The 16807-nt window shown below is 61.0% G+C and carries 14 protein-coding genes; 5 read left to right on the top strand and 9 right to left on the bottom strand.

Annotated features, from left to right (window positions below):
- Positions 1-71: 71 nt before the first annotated feature.
- Positions 72-614: an oligoribonuclease gene (orn, locus tag CS390_RS02615; protein ID WP_065758748.1), complete on the bottom strand. Its 543-nt coding sequence runs from the start codon at positions 612-614 to the stop codon at positions 72-74.
- 93 nt (positions 615-707) lie between these two features.
- Between orn and rsgA the strand changes: the two genes are divergently transcribed.
- A complete protein-coding gene (rsgA, locus tag CS390_RS02610; protein ID WP_065758747.1) occupies positions 708-1739 on the top strand; it encodes a small ribosomal subunit biogenesis GTPase RsgA in 1032 nt (343 codons plus the stop codon).
- 75 nt (positions 1740-1814) lie between these two features.
- On the opposite strand, the gene motB is transcribed toward rsgA, so the two are convergent.
- Together motB and motA are read right to left on the bottom strand one after the other, a co-directional pair.
- Positions 1815-2834, bottom strand: a complete 1020-nt coding sequence (motB, locus tag CS390_RS02605; RefSeq protein WP_099773407.1) for a flagellar motor protein MotB — start codon at positions 2832-2834, stop codon at positions 1815-1817.
- 3 nt (positions 2835-2837) lie between these two features.
- On the bottom strand, positions 2838-3689 hold the full coding sequence (gene motA / locus CS390_RS02600) for a flagellar motor stator protein MotA (protein WP_065758745.1): 852 nt from the start codon (positions 3687-3689) through the stop codon (positions 2838-2840).
- 131 nt (positions 3690-3820) lie between these two features.
- Between motA and CS390_RS02595 the strand changes: the two genes are divergently transcribed.
- The 3 genes from CS390_RS02595 to asd are packed head-to-tail and all read left to right on the top strand — an operon-like array spanning position 3821 to position 7091.
- Positions 3821-5356: an HDOD domain-containing protein gene (locus CS390_RS02595; RefSeq protein ID WP_099773406.1), complete on the top strand. Its 1536-nt coding sequence runs from the start codon at positions 3821-3823 to the stop codon at positions 5354-5356.
- A 46-nt stretch (positions 5357-5402) separates the two neighbouring features.
- The gene (locus tag CS390_RS25140; protein ID WP_065758743.1) at positions 5403-6218 is read left to right on the top strand and encodes a rhodanese-like domain-containing protein; all 816 of its coding nucleotides are present in this window, start codon (positions 5403-5405) and stop codon (positions 6216-6218) included.
- Positions 6219-6227: 9 nt separating this feature from the next.
- On the top strand, positions 6228-7091 hold the full coding sequence (gene asd, locus CS390_RS25135; protein WP_065758742.1) for an archaetidylserine decarboxylase: 864 nt from the start codon (positions 6228-6230) through the stop codon (positions 7089-7091).
- Positions 7092-7157: 66 nt separating this feature from the next.
- On the opposite strand, the gene serB is transcribed toward asd, so the two are convergent.
- Positions 7158-8372 (bottom strand): phosphoserine phosphatase SerB, encoded by a 1215-nt coding sequence (serB, locus tag CS390_RS02580; protein WP_065758741.1) that lies wholly within the window; start codon positions 8370-8372, stop codon positions 7158-7160.
- A 135-nt stretch (positions 8373-8507) separates the two neighbouring features.
- Here serB and CS390_RS02575 point away from each other — a divergent pair, with 135 nt between their 5' ends.
- The gene (locus CS390_RS02575; RefSeq protein ID WP_099773405.1) at positions 8508-10004 is read left to right on the top strand and encodes a HAMP domain-containing protein; all 1497 of its coding nucleotides are present in this window, start codon (positions 8508-8510) and stop codon (positions 10002-10004) included.
- A gap of 213 nt (positions 10005-10217) precedes the next feature.
- Here CS390_RS02575 and CS390_RS02570 read toward each other — a convergent pair whose 3' ends face one another.
- From CS390_RS02570 to parE, 5 genes are all read right to left on the bottom strand, one after another.
- Positions 10218-10928, bottom strand: coding sequence for a membrane integrity-associated transporter subunit PqiC (locus tag CS390_RS02570; RefSeq protein ID WP_065758739.1), 711 nt, complete (start codon positions 10926-10928; stop codon positions 10218-10220).
- A 174-nt stretch (positions 10929-11102) separates the two neighbouring features.
- Positions 11103-13361: a DNA topoisomerase IV subunit A gene (parC, locus tag CS390_RS02565; RefSeq protein ID WP_099773404.1), complete on the bottom strand. Its 2259-nt coding sequence runs from the start codon at positions 13359-13361 to the stop codon at positions 11103-11105.
- Between the two features lie 10 nt (positions 13362-13371).
- Positions 13372-13890, bottom strand: coding sequence for a TIGR02281 family clan AA aspartic protease (locus CS390_RS02560; RefSeq protein ID WP_065758737.1), 519 nt, complete (start codon positions 13888-13890; stop codon positions 13372-13374).
- Positions 13887-14873, bottom strand: a complete 987-nt coding sequence (locus CS390_RS02555) for an esterase-like activity of phytase family protein (protein ID WP_177442389.1) — start codon at positions 14871-14873, stop codon at positions 13887-13889. Before CS390_RS02555 ends, CS390_RS02560 begins: the two co-directional genes overlap by 4 nt.
- The gene (parE, locus tag CS390_RS02550; protein WP_065758735.1) at positions 14870-16774 is read right to left on the bottom strand and encodes a DNA topoisomerase IV subunit B; all 1905 of its coding nucleotides are present in this window, start codon (positions 16772-16774) and stop codon (positions 14870-14872) included. The genes CS390_RS02555 and parE overlap by 4 nt, the downstream gene beginning before the upstream one ends.
- Positions 16775-16807 lie beyond the last annotated feature (33 nt).

The raw sequence follows: 16807 nt of genomic DNA, 5'->3' as shown, positions 1-16807 counted from the left end.
CTACCCAGTTGCCCGCGGCACCAAAAGGGGGCGCACGGAGGATAATCCGCACACCCGGGGTGCACACCGCATCAGAACTTGATGAAGTGCTCGCGGTAGTGACGCAGCTCGGCAATGGATTCGCGGATGTCGTCCAGCGCCAGATGGGTTCCACCTTTCTTGAAACTGTCGCGGACCTCAGGCGCCCAGCGTGCGGCCAGCTCCTTGAGCGTTGAGACGTCGAGATTACGGTAGTGGAAATAGTTTTCCAGCTCACGCATGTGGCGGTAGAGGAAGCGGCGGTCCTGACAGATGCTGTTGCCACAGATCGGCGACTTGCCCTTCGGCACCCACTGCTCGAGGAAGGCCAGGGTCTGTGCTTCGGCGGCGGCCATGTCGATCTTGCTCTCCCGTACACGCTGGGTCAGGCCCGAAGCGCCGTGGGTACGGGTGTTCCACTCGTCCATGCGCGCCAGCACCTCATCGCTGTGATGGATCGCGATGACCGGCCCTTCAGCCAGGGTATTCAGGTCACTGTCGGTGACAATCGTGGCCATCTCGATGATGACATCATGATCAGGGTCCAGACCGGTCATTTCCAGATCGATCCAGATCAGGTTCTGGGGGTTCTGCATACAGTGTGCTCCTCAACGTAGCTGCGCAGTTTAGCCTAGTGGAGCATGCTAAACTCCAGACCGATTTAATATTGCCTCCCGCACGGAACCTTCATGGCCAAACGCCAGCTCAATCGTCGCCAAAACTGGCGTATCGAAAAAATCCAGGGCGAACGCGCTGCACGCGCCGCCAAACGCGAACAACAAGCCATGGAGGTACTCGAAGGTGGCGACTTGGGGCCCGAGCAACTGGGCCTGGTAATCGCCCACTTTGGCGTACAAGTTGAAGTCGAAGCCCAGGACGGCGAACAGGTCGGCCAGGTCTTTCGTTGCCACCTTCGCGCGAACCTGCCAGCACTGGTAACCGGCGACCGCGTCGTCTGGCGCGCAGGCAACCAGGGCATTGGCGTGATCGTGGCGCAAATGCCGCGCAGCACCGAACTGTGCCGCCCAGACTCGCGCGGCCAGCTGAAACCGGTGGCGGCCAACGTCGACCTGATCGTGATCGTCTTCGCACCAATGCCCGAACCGCATGCCAACCTGATCGACCGCTACCTGGTAGCCGCCGAACACGCCGGCATTCGCCCCTTGCTCCTGCTGAACAAGGCCGACCTGATCGACGAACAGAACGCCCCAGCACTCAATGCACTGCTGGCGGTGTACCGGCAACTGGGTTACCCGCTGCTGGAGGTTTCGGCCCACCATGGCGACGGCATGCAACAGTTGCAGTCCCAACTCGACGGCCATATCAGTGTGTTCGTCGGCCAGTCGGGGGTGGGTAAGTCATCGCTGGTCAACAGCCTGCTACCCGAGGTGCAAGCCCGTGTTGGCGCGCTGTCCGAATGGTCAGGCCAAGGCACCCATACCACGACGACCGCCCGCCTCTTCCACTTCCCCGGGGGTGGCGAACTGATCGACTCACCGGGTATCCGTGAGTTCGGCCTGGGCCATGTCAGCCGCGCTGATGTCGAGTCGGGCTTTATCGAGTTCAATGACCTGCTCGGCACCTGCCGCTTCCGCGACTGCAAGCATGATCGCGAACCCGGCTGCGCCCTGCTCAAGGCACTGGAAGACGGGCGCATCCAGCAGCAGCGCATGAACAGCTACCGCTCGATCATTGCCAGCTTGCCGCAAGACAGCTACTGAGCAATAACGAGCCCGTCAGCACACAGCAAAACGCCCGCGCAGATCGCTCTGCGCGGGCGTTTTGGTGCCTTGCACTTAACGCTTGCCCGGCTCGTCCATCTTCAGCACACCATCCTCGAAGATATTCAGCTTCTGGCGCAGTTCGCGTGGCTGCATGGGCTCGGGCTCTGGCGCAGTTGCACCGCTGGAACCGCCCGGCGAAGCCGGTGCGCCACCTGGCTGAGTGCCATCCGGCGCGGCAGGCGCCTGCTCACCCTCCATCGCACGCTGGGCCTTCTTGGTCAGCACGATGATGTCGATACGACGGTTAACCGGATTGAACGGGTTAGCGCGATCAAACAGCGACGACGACGCATAGCCCACTACCCGAGCGACCTGGGTGTCCGGGTAACCACCCGCCACCAGCGCACGCCGAGCGGCGTTGGCGCGGTTGGCAGAGAGCTCCCAGTTACCGAAATCACCCATACCGGCGAACGGCTTGGCATCCGTGTGACCGCTGATGCTGATCTTGTTCGGCACAGCCTTGATGGTATCGGCCATGGCCAGCAGGATATCTTCGAAATAGGGCTGCAAGCGCGCACTGCCCAAATCGAACATCGGCCGGTTTTCCGCATCCATGATCTGGATACGCAGGCCGTCCTGGGTAATCTCGAAGAGGATCTGATCCTTGAACTTCTGTAGCTGCGGGTTTTCTTCGACCTTGTTTTGCAGCTCCTGCAGCAACAACTCCAGACGCTCACGCTCAACCTGTTCGGCCATGGTTTCGACCTTGTCCTTATCCAGCTGAATGCTGGTGTCAGGCGTCGGCTCGGACTTCACCTCAGGGTTGATAGTCTTTTCAGGGGCCAACTGAGGCGAACCGCCTAGGTCGATAATGTACGGCGTACCACTTTCAGAGAACCCTATCGGGTCCTTGAAGTAGCCAGCGATGGCAAGCTTCTGTTCCGGCGTGGCCGTCGACAGCAGCCAGAGCACCAGAAAGAACGCCATCATCGCCGTCGCGAAGTCGGCGAACGCAATCTTCCAGGCGCCACCGTGATGGCCAGCGTCAAAGCGTTTGACGCGCTTGACGATAATGGGCTGATTGTTCTCCATGGCTTAGCGACCGCGAACCGCTTGTTCCAGCTCAGCGAAGCTCGGACGATGCGACGGGAACAGCACCTTGCGACCGAACTCTACAGCCAGCGATGGCGGCATGCCCGACGCCGAGGCGACCAGCGAAGCCTTGATGGCCTCGTAGACATTGAGTTCTTCACGGGCGTCATGACGCAGCGTATTGGCCAGTGGACCGAAGAAACCATAGGCCGCGAGAATACCGAAGAAGGTACCGACCAGCGCCGCGCCCACGTGCAGACCGATGGATTTCTGATCGCCATCACCCAGCGAGGCCATGGTCACCACGATACCCAGTACGGCAGCCACGATACCGAAACCCGGCATACCGTCGGCAATACCCGTCACCGCGTGCGACGGATGCTCAAGCTCTTCCTTAAGGCTCAGCAATTCCATGTCGAACAGGCCTTCCAGCTCGTGGGGAGCCATGTTGCCGGTAGACATGATGCGCAGGTAGTCGCAGATGTACGCGGTCATGCGTTCATCCTTGAGCACAGCCGGGTACTTGGCAAAAATCGGACTGGCCGCCGCGTCTTCGATATCGGCCTCAATCGCCATCATGCCTTCACGACGGCTCTTGTTGAGGATCTCGTAGACCAGGCCCAACACCTCGATATAAAAGGTGTGCGTGAAGCGCGTGCTGAACATCTGCAACGATTTTTTGACCACGTGCATGGTCATATGGCCAGGGTTGGCCTGCAAAAACGCACCGAATGCAGCACCCCCGATGATCAGCACTTCGAAAGGCTGAATCAACGCAGCGATTTTGCCGTGAGAAAGCACATATCCGCCAAGCACACTCGCGAATACGACGATGATGCCGATAATTTTAGCCATAGTTTAAAGCACTTACTGTCGTGGTCAGGGTCGGGGGGGCGGAAGCTCGAAAACTCTTCTTCTACTTATCGGCACTTCTGCGCCAGACTATAGCCAGTCAAGGCGAAAAGCCAGTTCAGGCGCCCTACAGCATGCCTAATGAAACTATCGTGCCAAATAAAACCCCAAAAACACTCGATGCCTGGGTCAGGCTTCTAGACAGCGCTCGCCTTCCGGTACCCCGCGACAGCCATGCACGGGTTCGTGCGGCAATCAGCGACAACCGAAGCTCGTTACGTGACATTGCCGAGCTGATGCAGGGCAGCCCAGCGCTGGTGCTGAGCGTGATTCGCGAGGCTAATCAACACACTCATTCGAGCATGAGTGAACCGGCCGAGAGCCTGGAAATCGCCCTGAACAGATTGGGCCTCAAGCGCACCGAAGAACTGCTTGAGCGCTTGCCCACCCTGGATCAGGCGCAGATCCCGCAACCCCTGCGGCAGTTGCAGATGGTCAGCCAGCATGCCTGCACGCAAGCCAATGGCCTGTTCGCCAATCGACTGGCGCGACTGTGGCAGGAAATCCACTGGGGCAGCCTGCTGTTTCTGTCACCGCTCTGGCCTCTGGCAATCACTTACCCCAAGTTGCTTGAAGAATGGGAAGTGCGGGTTGTCCACAAAAGCGAGTCATCAACAGCCGTTGAGCACGAGTTGTTCGGTGTGCGCCTGCTCGCCATCTTCCAGGCCCTGGCCAATCATTGGCGCCTGCCAAACTGGGTCACTCAGGGCTATCACTTGCTGCAGGAGGAGCGCGAACTGCTGGCCAAGGTCACCCACATTGCGCGTGATGACGACCCGCTGCATCAACAACAGCAACTGGACGATGATCCCGGTTTGCGACGCTGGTTCAACCAGCCGGCCAACACGGTGCTACTGGCCAATGGTTTGGCGCTGTCGGCCCAGGTGGCCTGGACCAGCCCGCACAACGTTCGCTGGGAGTACCTGATCAGCCTGTACTTGCAAGAACCTATCGACGCGGTACAGCAGCAGATTCACCAACACGCCGCCAGCAGTGCCCGCAGCCACGCAGACGCCGACCTGTTCCACCCGGCGGAAGCATTAATCTGGCCGTGGGAGGCACGCCGTATCCCGCGCGGCCTGTTGCCAGCGGCGCCGCCGTCAACCGAGGCACTGGGTGCCTGGCGCAAGTACTGCGCCGAACTGCTGGCCGAACCCAGCCCCTTCACCAACGCCATGCACCTGACGACTCACGCCCGGGACGCGCTGCTCGCCTGCGGCATGCAGCGGGTGATGCTACTGATGACCGACAAGAACCTGACCCACCTGCGCGTTCATCAAATTGCCGGCCTGGCCAAAGAGGCTGCCAGCCTGAACCTGCAGATCGATCAGAGCAAAGTGCTGCAACGCCTGCTGGCTCAGTCAGCCCAACTGCGCCTGACCCCGGAAAACAACGCGCAGTTTTCTGCACTGTTGCCGGCCAGCCTGCGCAGCCTGTTCAAGGGCAGTCACCTGCTGTTGCGCTCGCTGTCGAGCCATGGCCGGGTCGTCATGCTGCTGGTGGCCGACCAAGGCGGCGCGCCCTTCTCGGAAATCAGCGTGCAAGCCTTCGGCAAGACCGCGCAATGCATCGAACGCGCCCTGAACAACTTCAGCAATCGCAGTGCTTGACCCATGCGCTACAATCGCCCCCTCTCTTTCGACGTGGAGACCCTGGATGACTGACTTTTCTGGCTTGCCCCTGGTGATCGAGCCCGCTGACCTGCAGGCTCGCCTTGAGGCCCCGGAGCTGATTCTGGTCGACCTGACCAGCGTCAACCGCTACGGCAGTGGACATATCCCGGGGGCGCGCTTCGTTGATCCCAAGCGCACGCAATTGGGTCAGCCTCCTGCGCCAGGCTTGCTGCCGGCCAAAGCTGACCTGGAAAAACTGTTCGGCGAGCTCGGGCATAACCCCAATGCCGTCTATGTCGTGTATGACGACGAAGGTGGCGGTTGGGCCGGGCGCTTCATCTGGCTGCTGGACGTAATCGGCCACACGCGTTACCACTACCTGGATGGTGGCCTGCATGCCTGGCATGGGGCAGGCCTGGCCCTGTCCACCGATGTGCCGGCCAGCGCAGGCGGCCCGGTCAGCCTGCGCCTGAACGACGCACCGACAGCCACCCGCGAATACCTGCAAAGCCGCCTCGGCGCAGCCGACCTGGCAATCTGGGATGCGCGTAGCCAACTGGAATACAGCGGTGAAAAGGTCCTCGCCGCCAAGGGCGGACATATCCCCGGCGCGGTCAATTTCGAGTGGACCAAGGGCATGGACACCGACAACGCCCTGCGTATCCGCAAAGACATGCCGCAGATCCTCGAGCAACTGGGCATCAGCAAAGACAAGGAAGTGGTTACCCACTGCCAGACACATCACCGCTCCGGCTTTACCTACCTGGTGGCCAAGGCCCTCGGCTACCCACGGGTCAAGGCGTATGCCGGCTCATGGGGCGAATGGGGCAACCATCCGGACACGCCTGTAGAAGTTTAAGGAAACCCAATGAAATCCCGCTTGTTCATCATCAGCCAGTACCTGCTGCCGCATCACCTGCTTTCGCGCCTGGCAGGCTGTATTGCCGAGTGCCGCGTGCGCTGGTTCAAGAATGCGTTCACCCAATGGTTCGCCAAACGCTACCAGGTCAACATGAGTGAAGCACTGGTCGAAGACGTGACCGCCTACGAGCACTTCAACGCCTTCTTCACCCGCGCGCTGAAACCGGATGCACGCTCGCTGGACACAACTCCAGGGGCGATTCTCTGCCCAGCCGACGGCGCTGTAAGCCAGCTCGGCCCTATCGAGCACGGACGCATTTTCCAGGCCAAAGGCCACAGCTTCAGCGCCCTGGAACTACTGGGCGGCGATCCAGCACTTGCTGCGCCGTTCATGGGGGGCCAGTTCGCCACAATCTACCTGTCGCCGAAGGACTACCACCGCGTGCACATGCCACTGGCCGGCACACTGCGCGAGATGGTCTACGTACCGGGTCGCCTGTTCTCAGTCAACCAGACTACCGCCGAAAACGTACCGGAGCTGTTTGCCCGTAACGAACGCGTGGTCTGCCTGTTCGACACCGAACGTGGCCCGATGGCCGTGGTGCTGGTGGGTGCAATGATCGTGGCATCGATCGAAACCGTTTGGGCGGGCCTGGTGACACCGCCGAAGCGCGAGCTGAAAACCTTCCGCTACGACGACGCCGCCCGTGCGCCGATCCACCTGGAGAAGGGTGCGGAGCTGGGACGTTTCAAACTGGGTTCGACCGCTATCGTGCTGTTCGGTCAGGATCAAGTGAAATGGGCTGAAGAGCTGACAGCAGGTTCTGCTGTACGGATGGGCCAAGGCCTGGCACTGCCTGCACAAGCCTGACGCTACAGACAGACATGCGCCCCCAGGCCGGGGGCGCATGTCATGCGGGGCTAACCAGCAGCGTGATCAGCCACGACCGTGGCGGTCACGCATGCCCAGCAGGTACAACACACCATCCAGGCCCAATGTCGAAATCGCCTGTTTGGCCGACTGCTTGACCAACGGTTTGGCCCGGAACGCAACACCCAGCCCTGCAATGGCCAGCATTGGCAGGTCATTGGCACCATCGCCCACGGCAATGGTTTGCTCCATCTGCAAGCCTTCCTTGCGTGCCAGCTCGGTCAGCAGATCAGCCTTGCGCTGTGCATCGACAATCGGCTCTACCGCCACACCGGTGACCTTGCCATCGACGACTTCCAGCTCGTTGGCATAGACATAGTCAATACCCAGACGGGCCTGCAACTGCTTGGCGAAGTAGGTGAAGCCGCCGGACAGGATGGCGGTCTTGTAGCCCAGGCGCTTGAGCTCGGCAAACAGGGTCTCGGCACCCTCGGTCAAACGCAGCGACGCACCGATTTCATCCAGCACGCTGACATCCAGCCCTTTGAGCAACGCCAGGCGCTCCTTGAAGCTGGCCCGAAAATCCAGCTCGCCGCGCATCGCGCGCTCGGTGATCTCCGAGACCTGCTCACCCACACCCGCAGCCTTGGCCAACTCATCAATGACTTCGGCTTCGATCAGGGTGGAGTCCATGTCGAATACCGCCAGACGACGGTTACGGCGGAACAGCGAGTCCTGCTGGAAAGCGATGTCGACGTTCAGTTCCTGAGCCACGCTGAGAAATTCGGCGCGCAGGGCTTGGGGGTCGGCGGGTTCGCCACGTACCGAGAACTCGATGCAACCCTTGCTCTTTTCCACCGGCGTATCCAACGCAACGCGGCCGGACAGACGGTCGATGTGGTCGATATTCAGGCCGTATTGCGCGGTAATCGCGCTCACTCGCTGCACTTGCTCAGCGGTTACCTTGCGGGTCAGCAACGTAACGATATGCCGTGGCTTGCCCTGACCCTCTACCCAGGCCTGGTAATCGGCTTCGGAAACCGGCGTAAAACGCACCTGCTGATCCAGCTCGTAGCCAGCGAACAGGATGTCCTTGAGGACCGAAGAGGCATGCTCGCTTTCTGGAATTTCGACCAGAATGCCAAAGGACAGGGTGTCATGAATCACCGCCTGACCGATATCGAGGATGTTCACACCGCTCCTCGCCAGGACACCGGTGATGGCGGCGGTGAGACCCGGACGGTCCTCACCAGTGATGTTGATCAGGACGATTTCGCGCAAGACGGGCTCCGACTCGTTGAAAAAAAGCGCATTCTACCGACTTTCACTGACTATCGGGCACCGCCGATACTTTGCCGCCCTGTAGCTGCTCGCTATACTGCGCAGCAACTTAACCGACATAAAGAGCCGCGCTCTGTGAACCGGCCTACGCCTGTAAAAACCGACAACTTCTTCCTGCTGATCTTTCGTGCCCTGCGCCAGCGCCGAGTACCGTTGGCGCTGCGGATCGCCTGCCATAACGTCTTCCTGGTCGCCTTGGCACTGGTGATCTATGCCGTTGTGATGGGCCTGCAGTTCAAGGAAGCCATGCATGAACAGGCTGATGCCCTGGGCCAGAGCCTGACGACCCAGACGGCCACCTCGGCTACCGAACTGCTGGTGTCCAACGACATCCTCAGTCTCAACGTGCTGCTGGGCAACCTGGTGAAGAACCCGCTGGTGGCCCACGCGGCCATCTACAGCGTCGATAACCGGATTCTGGCCGAGGCTGGCCAGCGCCCGAAAAACGGCCTGCTGGGCGAAGCGGAAGGCCTCTACCAGACCAAAATCACCTTCCAGGACGTGACGGCAGGGCAACTGCGCATCAGCCTGGACATGAGCCAGTTCCAGCAACCGCTGACCATCAGCCTGCAAAGCATGGGCATTCTGGCCGGTATCCTGCTGGCACTGGCACTGGCCTTAAGCCTTCGTCTGGGGCGTTTCATCTCCACGCCGCTGCTGCAACTGCGCGTATGGCTGCGTGACCTGAATGAATTCACCCCGGCCACTGAGCGCCAGGACGAGATTGGCGACCTGGCGCGCCAACTGCATGCCCGCTTCGCGCCGCCGCCGCGTGAGGTAGAGCCAGAAGCAGAGGATGACGACTTGCTGGAAAGCGAGGCGGACGAACCGACATTTGAAGTGCGTAATCTGCGCGACCCAAGCTTTGACGAAACCCCAGCCATTGCACGCCCTACCGTCCGAGCTGTCGTGGACGAGGACGACGAGGCGTTCGCCGACCTGCATGATGACACCGACGTCGCCCGCCCGGCCCCGCAAGCAGTTGCACGCCCACCGCAGGCCAGTGCAGTTCTGGCCATACAACTGGGCTCGCAGGAACAACTGCGTCGCCTACCACGCGCGCGCCTGACTGAACTGCTGGAACGCTACCGCGACTGCCTCGACCAGGCCGCCTCGCTGTATGAAGGCGAAGTGCAGACGCTCAATGACGGCAGCACCCTGATGCTGTTCCACCGCCAGGACAGCGGTGACGACTACCTGACCAACGCCATTTGCTGCGGCGAACTGCTGCGCGCACTCGGCCATGCACTGCAGATCGAGGTCGCGGACAGCGGCATCACCCTGCAACTGCAGCTGGGTCTGGTGTTGGGTGAAGGCCTGCATGGCCTGAGCCAGATCGACCTGCTGCTGACCGAAAAGGCCCAGGATGCCCTGGCCTTGTCCCAGCACAGCCGCAATTTGTTGCTGGTCGAACGCAAGATCAGCGACGACGCCCTGATTCGCCAGCGCGCCCGCATTCGCCCGATCGCCAGCCCTGAAGGGGCCTGCTGCGTCGAACGACTGATGGAACCTTATCCATCGATGCTGGAACGCCAACTGGCACGCATGCACGAAAGCCGCGTCAAGAACTAGCCCACCCACCGAGGCAGGCTTGCCTGCGATGACGTCAGCACGGGTGTCAGTGAGTGCGAGGCGCCTGCATCGTTGGCAAGCCAACTCCCACAGGGATCCGCACAGTACACCGAATTTCCTGTAGGAGCAGGCTTGCCTGCGATGGCGTCAGCACGGGTACCCGTAAGTGCGCAGCGTCGACGGCCTGAACCCGCATCGCTGCGGGCTCGTTCTTCAGAAGCGGAACACTTCCATTTCGGTGCGGATTGGCGAAGCCAGCGGGATCTTCGACTTTTCAGGCCCCTCCTTGCGCACCTGCACAGGAGCAGCCTTGCGTGGTGTTTCTTCGACCACAGGCGGCTGATTGGCCAGCGGTTTGAGCGCAGCGCTCAACTGTTCAGACAATCGCTGCAGCAACACACCCTGAGCCTTGACCTGATCAGCAGAACTGCCCAGATGCCGTTCCTCAAGGTGGATGATACGGTTGTCACGAACCTTGCCACGACGGTCAATCAAACGCCACTGGGCATCCAGAATGGCAGGCTGATGCACGCCCGAATCCAGACGTGTGATCGACAGCAGCACTTGCACGTCAGGACTGAAACCCGAGGTGGCCGGCGCCAGCACGACGCGATGGCTGTCCAGACGCCAGGCCAACTGACGTACCAGCAGTTGATCGATGTCAGCCGACAGGCTGCCTGCCCAACGACCATCGGTAGCAGCAGTCAGGCTGCCATCCGCCTGACGCTGCAGGAAGGTTTCACGTTGCAAGTAATCAGCAACCGACACCGGCCCCAGCACAACGGCCATGCCGCCCGCCTGTTTAGGCTGCTCAGGCTGACCATCGTCGAGCTGATACAGCGCAACCGGTTGATGCATGCTACAGCCAGCCAGGCCCAATACCCCTGCCAGCAGTAGAACAAATGGAAGGCGCAGAAAAGTCATCATCCCATCCAGGCGGTCGCCACTCGGCTCACCGCAGTGATACACATAAATTCACTCGGGCACCCAGCTACCTGGGCACCACAAGGCGCCTATCATCCGCGAATATGCGGCGCGACTCCAGCATTTGTGCCGTATACCCGACCAAAAAAGCCGGGTATGCGGCCCACGAGCACACTAGCCAAGGCTCTCGACCAGCAACGCGTCAACCCGCTGGAAACCACGTGGCAGCTTGCTACCGCGCCGCCCTCGCTCACCCTTGTAGTGCTCCAGGTCATCAGCCTTGAGAGACAGAGTACGCTTGCCGGCCTGCAATACAAGGGTTGAACCCTCAGGAACGACCGCCAAATCAGTGACGTACTCTTCGCGGCTAGCAACCCGCTCACCTGGAATACCAATGATTTTATTGCCCTTTCCTTTGCCTAACTGCGGCAAGTCGCTGACCTTGAACACCAGCAACCGACCTTCGGTCGTGACGGCTGCCAGCCAATCCTGCTCACGATCGGACAAGGCGCGCGGCGCAATGACCTTGGCACCATTGGGCAAGCTGAGCAGCGCCTTGCCCGCCTTGTTTTTGGCCTGCAGGTCTTCGCCCTTGGCCACAAAGCCATAGCCGGCATCGGAAGCGATCACATACAGCGCGTCATCGTCAGGCAGCAGCACGCACTCAAAAGTAGCCCCTGGCGGCGGTGTCAGTCGGCCGGTCAGCGGCTCTCCCTGCCCCCGCGCCGACGGCAGGGTATGAGCCGCCACCGAATAGCTGCGGCCCGTCGAGTCGATGAATACCGCGAATTGGTTGGAACGCCCCGCAGCGGCAGTCTTGAAACCATCGCCGGCCTTGTAGGAAAGCCCCGTTGCATCGATGTCGTGACCTTTGGCGCAACGCACCCAGCCCTTCTCCGAAAGCACCACGGTAACCGGCTCGGTCGGCATCAACTCGTTTTCCGAGAGGGCCTTGGCCTCGGCACGCTCGATGATCGGCGAGCGGCGATCATCGCCGTAGGTCTCGGCATCCTTGATCAGTTCCGTGCGCACCAGCTTGCGCAGCTTGGATTCGCTACCCAGCAAGGCGATCAGGCGAGCCTGCTCTTTGGCCAACTCGTCCTGCTCATTGCGAATTTTCATTTCTTCCAGCCGCGCCAGTTGGCGCAGGCGGGTTTCGAGAATGTACTCCGCCTGGGTTTCGGTCAGGCCGAAACGGGCGATCAGCGCAGCCTTCGGCTGATCCTCGGTGCGGATGATATGAATCACTTCATCCAGGTTGAGGAACGCCACCAGCAAACCTTCCAACAGGTGCAGGCGCCGCTCGACCTTGTCCAGGCGGAACTGCAGACGACGACGCACAGTACCAACCCGGAACTCCAGCCACTCGCTGAGCAGCGCCCGCAGGTTCTTGAGCTGAGGGCGACCGTCAAGGCCGATGATGTTCATGTTGACCCGGTAGCTGGACTCCAGATCCGTGGTCGCAAACAGGTGCTGCATCAACTCGTCGAGGTCGACCCGGTTGGAGCGGGCGATGATCACGATCCGGCACGGGTTTTCATGGTCAGACTCGTCCCGCAGATCGGCCACCATCGGCAGCTTCTTGGCTTGCATCTGCGCAGCGATCTGCTCCAGCACCTTGGCGCCGGAGACCTGATGCGGCAACGAGGTAACGACGACATCGCCATCCTCGATGCGGTAGACCGCGCGCATGCGCACCGAACCACGACCGGTTTCGTAGATTTTCAGCAGGTCGGCCCGTGGCGTGATGATTTCCGCTTCGGTCGGATAGTCTGGGCCCTGGATATGCTCACACAGCTGTTCGACGGTCGCTTTCGGCTCATCGAGCAGCCGCACACAGGCACTGGCCACTTCGCGCAGGTTGTGGGGCGGCACGTCAGTCGCCATGCCCACTGCGATACCGGTGGTACCGTTGAGCAGAATGTTCGGCAAACGTGCTGGCAGCACGGCAGGTTCGTCGAGGGTGCCGTCAAAGTTGGGCACCCAGTCGGCGGTACCCTGGCCCAGCTCACTGAGCAGTACTTCGGAGTAACGCGACAGGCGTGCCTCGGTGTAACGCATGGCGGCAAAGGACTTCGGATCATCCGGTGCCCCCCAGTTACCCTGGCCATCGACCAGTGTGTAGCGGTAGCTGAACGGCTGGGCCATCAACACCATGGCTTCATAACAGGCCGAATCGCCATGGGGGTGGAATTTGCCGAGTACATCACCAACGGTACGTGCCGATTTCTTGTGCTTGGCGTCAGCGTCCAGCCCCAGCTCGCTCATGGCATAGACGATACGTCGCTGCACCGGTTTCAGGCCATCGCCGATATGTGGCAGCGCACGGTCCATGATTACGTACATGGAGTAGTTGAGGTAGGCCTGTTCGGTGAAGTCAGCCAGTGACCGGCGCTCTACGCCATCGAGGCTGAGATCAAGGGAGTCGCTCATGCGGGCCTCATCATTTCAAGGTCTGGCGCAGCAGCAAGGTGCCGCTGCGCTGGGTAAATTCAAGTCGTTTCAGGGCACTCATGCCCAACAGCACCTGCTCGCCGCCTAGCCCCGGCACCACCAGGGCACGCACATCGAGCAAGCGAATATCGCCCAACTGCAGTTCGTCCAGCCGCGTGCGGTAACCCTCTGTACGGCCATTGGCAGTGCTCAGGGTGACCGGAGCGCCGCGCTCAAGACCGAGCCGGGTTGCCAGACGCTCGGGGATGGCCACATCGGTCGCCCCGGTATCCAGCATAAAATGCACCGCCTGACCATTGATCTGGCCATCGGCGACGAAGTGACCCTGGCCATTACCGACCAGTTGCACCTCGATGTAATCCTCGCCCCGCACCGAACTGACGACCTTGTTCGGGTTTTCCTGACGCTGCTCCCACTGCCCGAAAAAGCGTGTCGCCAGAAACAGACCGGCGGCCCACGCCAGAATCAGGAACACCCGACCGGCACGCTTGCCCGGGGCCTGGCTCATGGCTTGGCGCTCCAACCGTCCTTGGGCGCAGCAAAGCGCCAGACGATCGGGCGGCTTTCGCCATCGGCACGGCTGCCACCATTGTTATCCAGCCCCACCCAGGCACCTTCAGCGTCGATCACCAACGCTTCAGCCAGGCCGAAGGGTTGAGAATAGCGACGCGGCTCCGTCAAGGCTTCAGCTGCAAACGACCAGCAGCGCTCGACCACAGCCGTGGCCGGGTCTCGGCGGCAGATTCGAAACGCATTGCGTTCCAGGGTGAACAGCTTGTCATTGAACAACGCCAGGTCGGCAAAATCACGCTCCCAGGCTTTCGCGTTGGGCATCTGCGCCGGCTGAAGTTCGGCCCCGCCTTCACTGAGCAATACACAACCGCCATTGCAGTCCCAGGTCGTCTGCTGTCGTTTAATCAACAGCAGACCGCGCCTTTCGCGCTCGGCAGCCAGCCAGATACGGTCACCGGACGGGTTGACGGCAAGCCCCTCAAACAAGGCATTGAAGTGCAGCAGCATGCCACTGCCACGGGCCTGACGAATAACGCCGGGGTCAATTTTCAACCAGTTTGGCGCACCATCAACCGGCACCTGAAGTACGGCCGCATGGGCCTCGCTGACCAGGTACTTGTTGCCAGTGGCGTCACAGCTCACGGCTTCGAAATCAATCGAGCCACCCCGTACCCAGGACGCAGCCCAATTACGCATGCGCACTCCCCAAGGCAATGCACTGTTCGGCGCAGGGGGCAACACCATCGTGCTAGCGATGGACTGCCAGACGGGCGCCGAGGTGTCCAGGCGGTACAGCAGGTCATCATCACGATCCGAAATCGCCCACAGGTCCTTGCCACACAAGGCCAGGCCCGAGAGGTTGCCGCCACGCATGCCGTCGACAGGATGCTCGGCCTGGAGTGTCAGTTCCGGCCAGGGCGCAGCCAGCGTCGGCAAGGCGAAAAGCAGCAGCACGCTCGCCAACAGCGAACGAATCAAGCCATGACCTCGGCCAGATTCCCTTTGGTTTCCAGCCAGTTTTTGCGGTCGCCCGCACGCTTCTTGGCCAGCAGCATGTCCATGATCTCGCTGGTTTGCGCGAAATCATCCAGGGTCAGTTGAACCAGGCGCCGGGTGTTTGGGTCCATCGTGGTTTCGCGCAGTTGTGGCGGGTTCATCTCACCCAGACCTTTGAAGCGCGTCACCTGAGGCTTGCCACGCTTCTTCTCGGCGACCAGGCGATCGAGAATGCCATCGCGCTCCGCCTCGTCGAGGGCGTAGTAGATCTCCTTGCCCAGGTCGATCCGGTACAACGGCGGCATGGCGACGTAGACATGGCCCGCCTCGACCAGCGGGCGGAAGTGCTGAACGAACAACGCGCACAGCAAAGTGGCGATATGCAGGCCGTCGGAGTCGGCGTCGGCCAGGATGCAGATCTTGCCGTAACGCAGTTGGCTCATGTCACTGGCACCTGGATCGACACCGATGGCGACTGCAATGTTGTGCACTTCCTGGCTGGCCAGGACTTCACCACCATCGACCTCCCAGGTATTGAGGATCTTCCCGCGCAACGGCAGGATCGCCTGGAACTCCTTGTCCCGTGCCTGCTTGGCCGAGCCGCCTGCCGAATCACCCTCGACCAGGAACAGTTCAGCGCGCATCGGGTCCTGCCCGGCGCAGTCAGCAAGCTTGCCGGGCAGGGCCGGCCCTTGAGTGACACGCTTGCGCTCAACCTTCTTGCTCGCCTTGAGGCGACGCCCGGCGTTACTGATCGCCAGTTCGGCCAGTTGCATGCCCAGCTCTGGGTGGGCGTTGAGCCACAGGCTGAAGGCATCCTTGACCACGCCGGAGACAAACGCAGCCGCCTCGCGTGAGGACAGGCGTTCCTTGGTCTGCCCGGAGAACTGCGGTTCCTGCATTTTCATCGAGAGCACAAAGGTAATGCGCTCCCAGACATCTTCAGGCGCCAGCTTGACCCCACGCGGCAGCAGGTTGCGGAACTCGCAGAACTCCCGCATGGCGTCGAGCAGCCCCTGACGCAGGCCGTTGACGTGGGTACCGCCCTGGGCGGTCGGGATCAGGTTGACGTAGCTTTCCTGAACGCTGTCGCCGCCTTCGGGCAGCCACAGCAAGGCCCAGTCCACGGCTTCCTTGTTACCGGCCAGGCTGCCGCAGAACGGTTCGTCCGGCAGACGCAGGTAGTCGCTGACCGAGTCGACCAGGTAGGAACGCAGGCCGTCTTCGTAGTGCCACTCGACTTTCTCACCACTGGCCTTGTCCTCGAAGCTGACCAGCAACCCCGGGCACAACACCGCCTTGGCCTTGAGCACATGCTTGAGGCGGCTGATGGAGAACTTCGGCGAGTCGAAGTACTTTGGATCGGGCGCGAAGTAGACGCTGGTACCCGTGTTGCGCTTGCCGACCGTACCGACCACTTCCAGCTCGCTGGCCTTGTAGCCGTCGGCGAAGGTCATCTGGTACTCGTTGCCATCACGCTTGACCTTGACCCGAACCTGACTGGACAAGGCGTTGACCACCGAAATACCGACCCCATGCAAACCGCCGGAGAACTGGTAGTTCTTATTGGAAAACTTACCGCCCGCGTGCAGTTTGGTCAGGATCAGCTCGACCCCGCTGACCCCTTCTTCAGGGTGGATGTCCACCGGCATGCCACGACCGTCATCCGAGACTTCCAGAGAATGGTCGGCGTGCAGGATTACCTGAACCGACTTGGCGTGCCCGGCCAAGGCCTCGTCGACACTGTTGTCGATGACTTCCTGAGCAAGGTGGTTCGGCCGGCTGGTATCGGTGTACATGCCCGGGCGCTTGCGCACAGGGTCAAGGCCGGAGAGGACTTCGATGGCGTCTGCGTTATAGGCGCTAGCGCTGGGATTGGCCATGGGTTCTCGTCGTCATTCGTAGGTAAAAATAAG

The sequence above is a fragment of the Pseudomonas sp. HLS-6 genome (genome assembly GCF_002753995.1).
GTDB classification, from domain to species: Bacteria; Pseudomonadota; Gammaproteobacteria; order Pseudomonadales; family Pseudomonadaceae; genus Aquipseudomonas; species Aquipseudomonas defluvii.
Note: the sequence above shows the minus strand (reverse complement) of the source record. Positions and strands in the feature narration are given on the sequence as shown.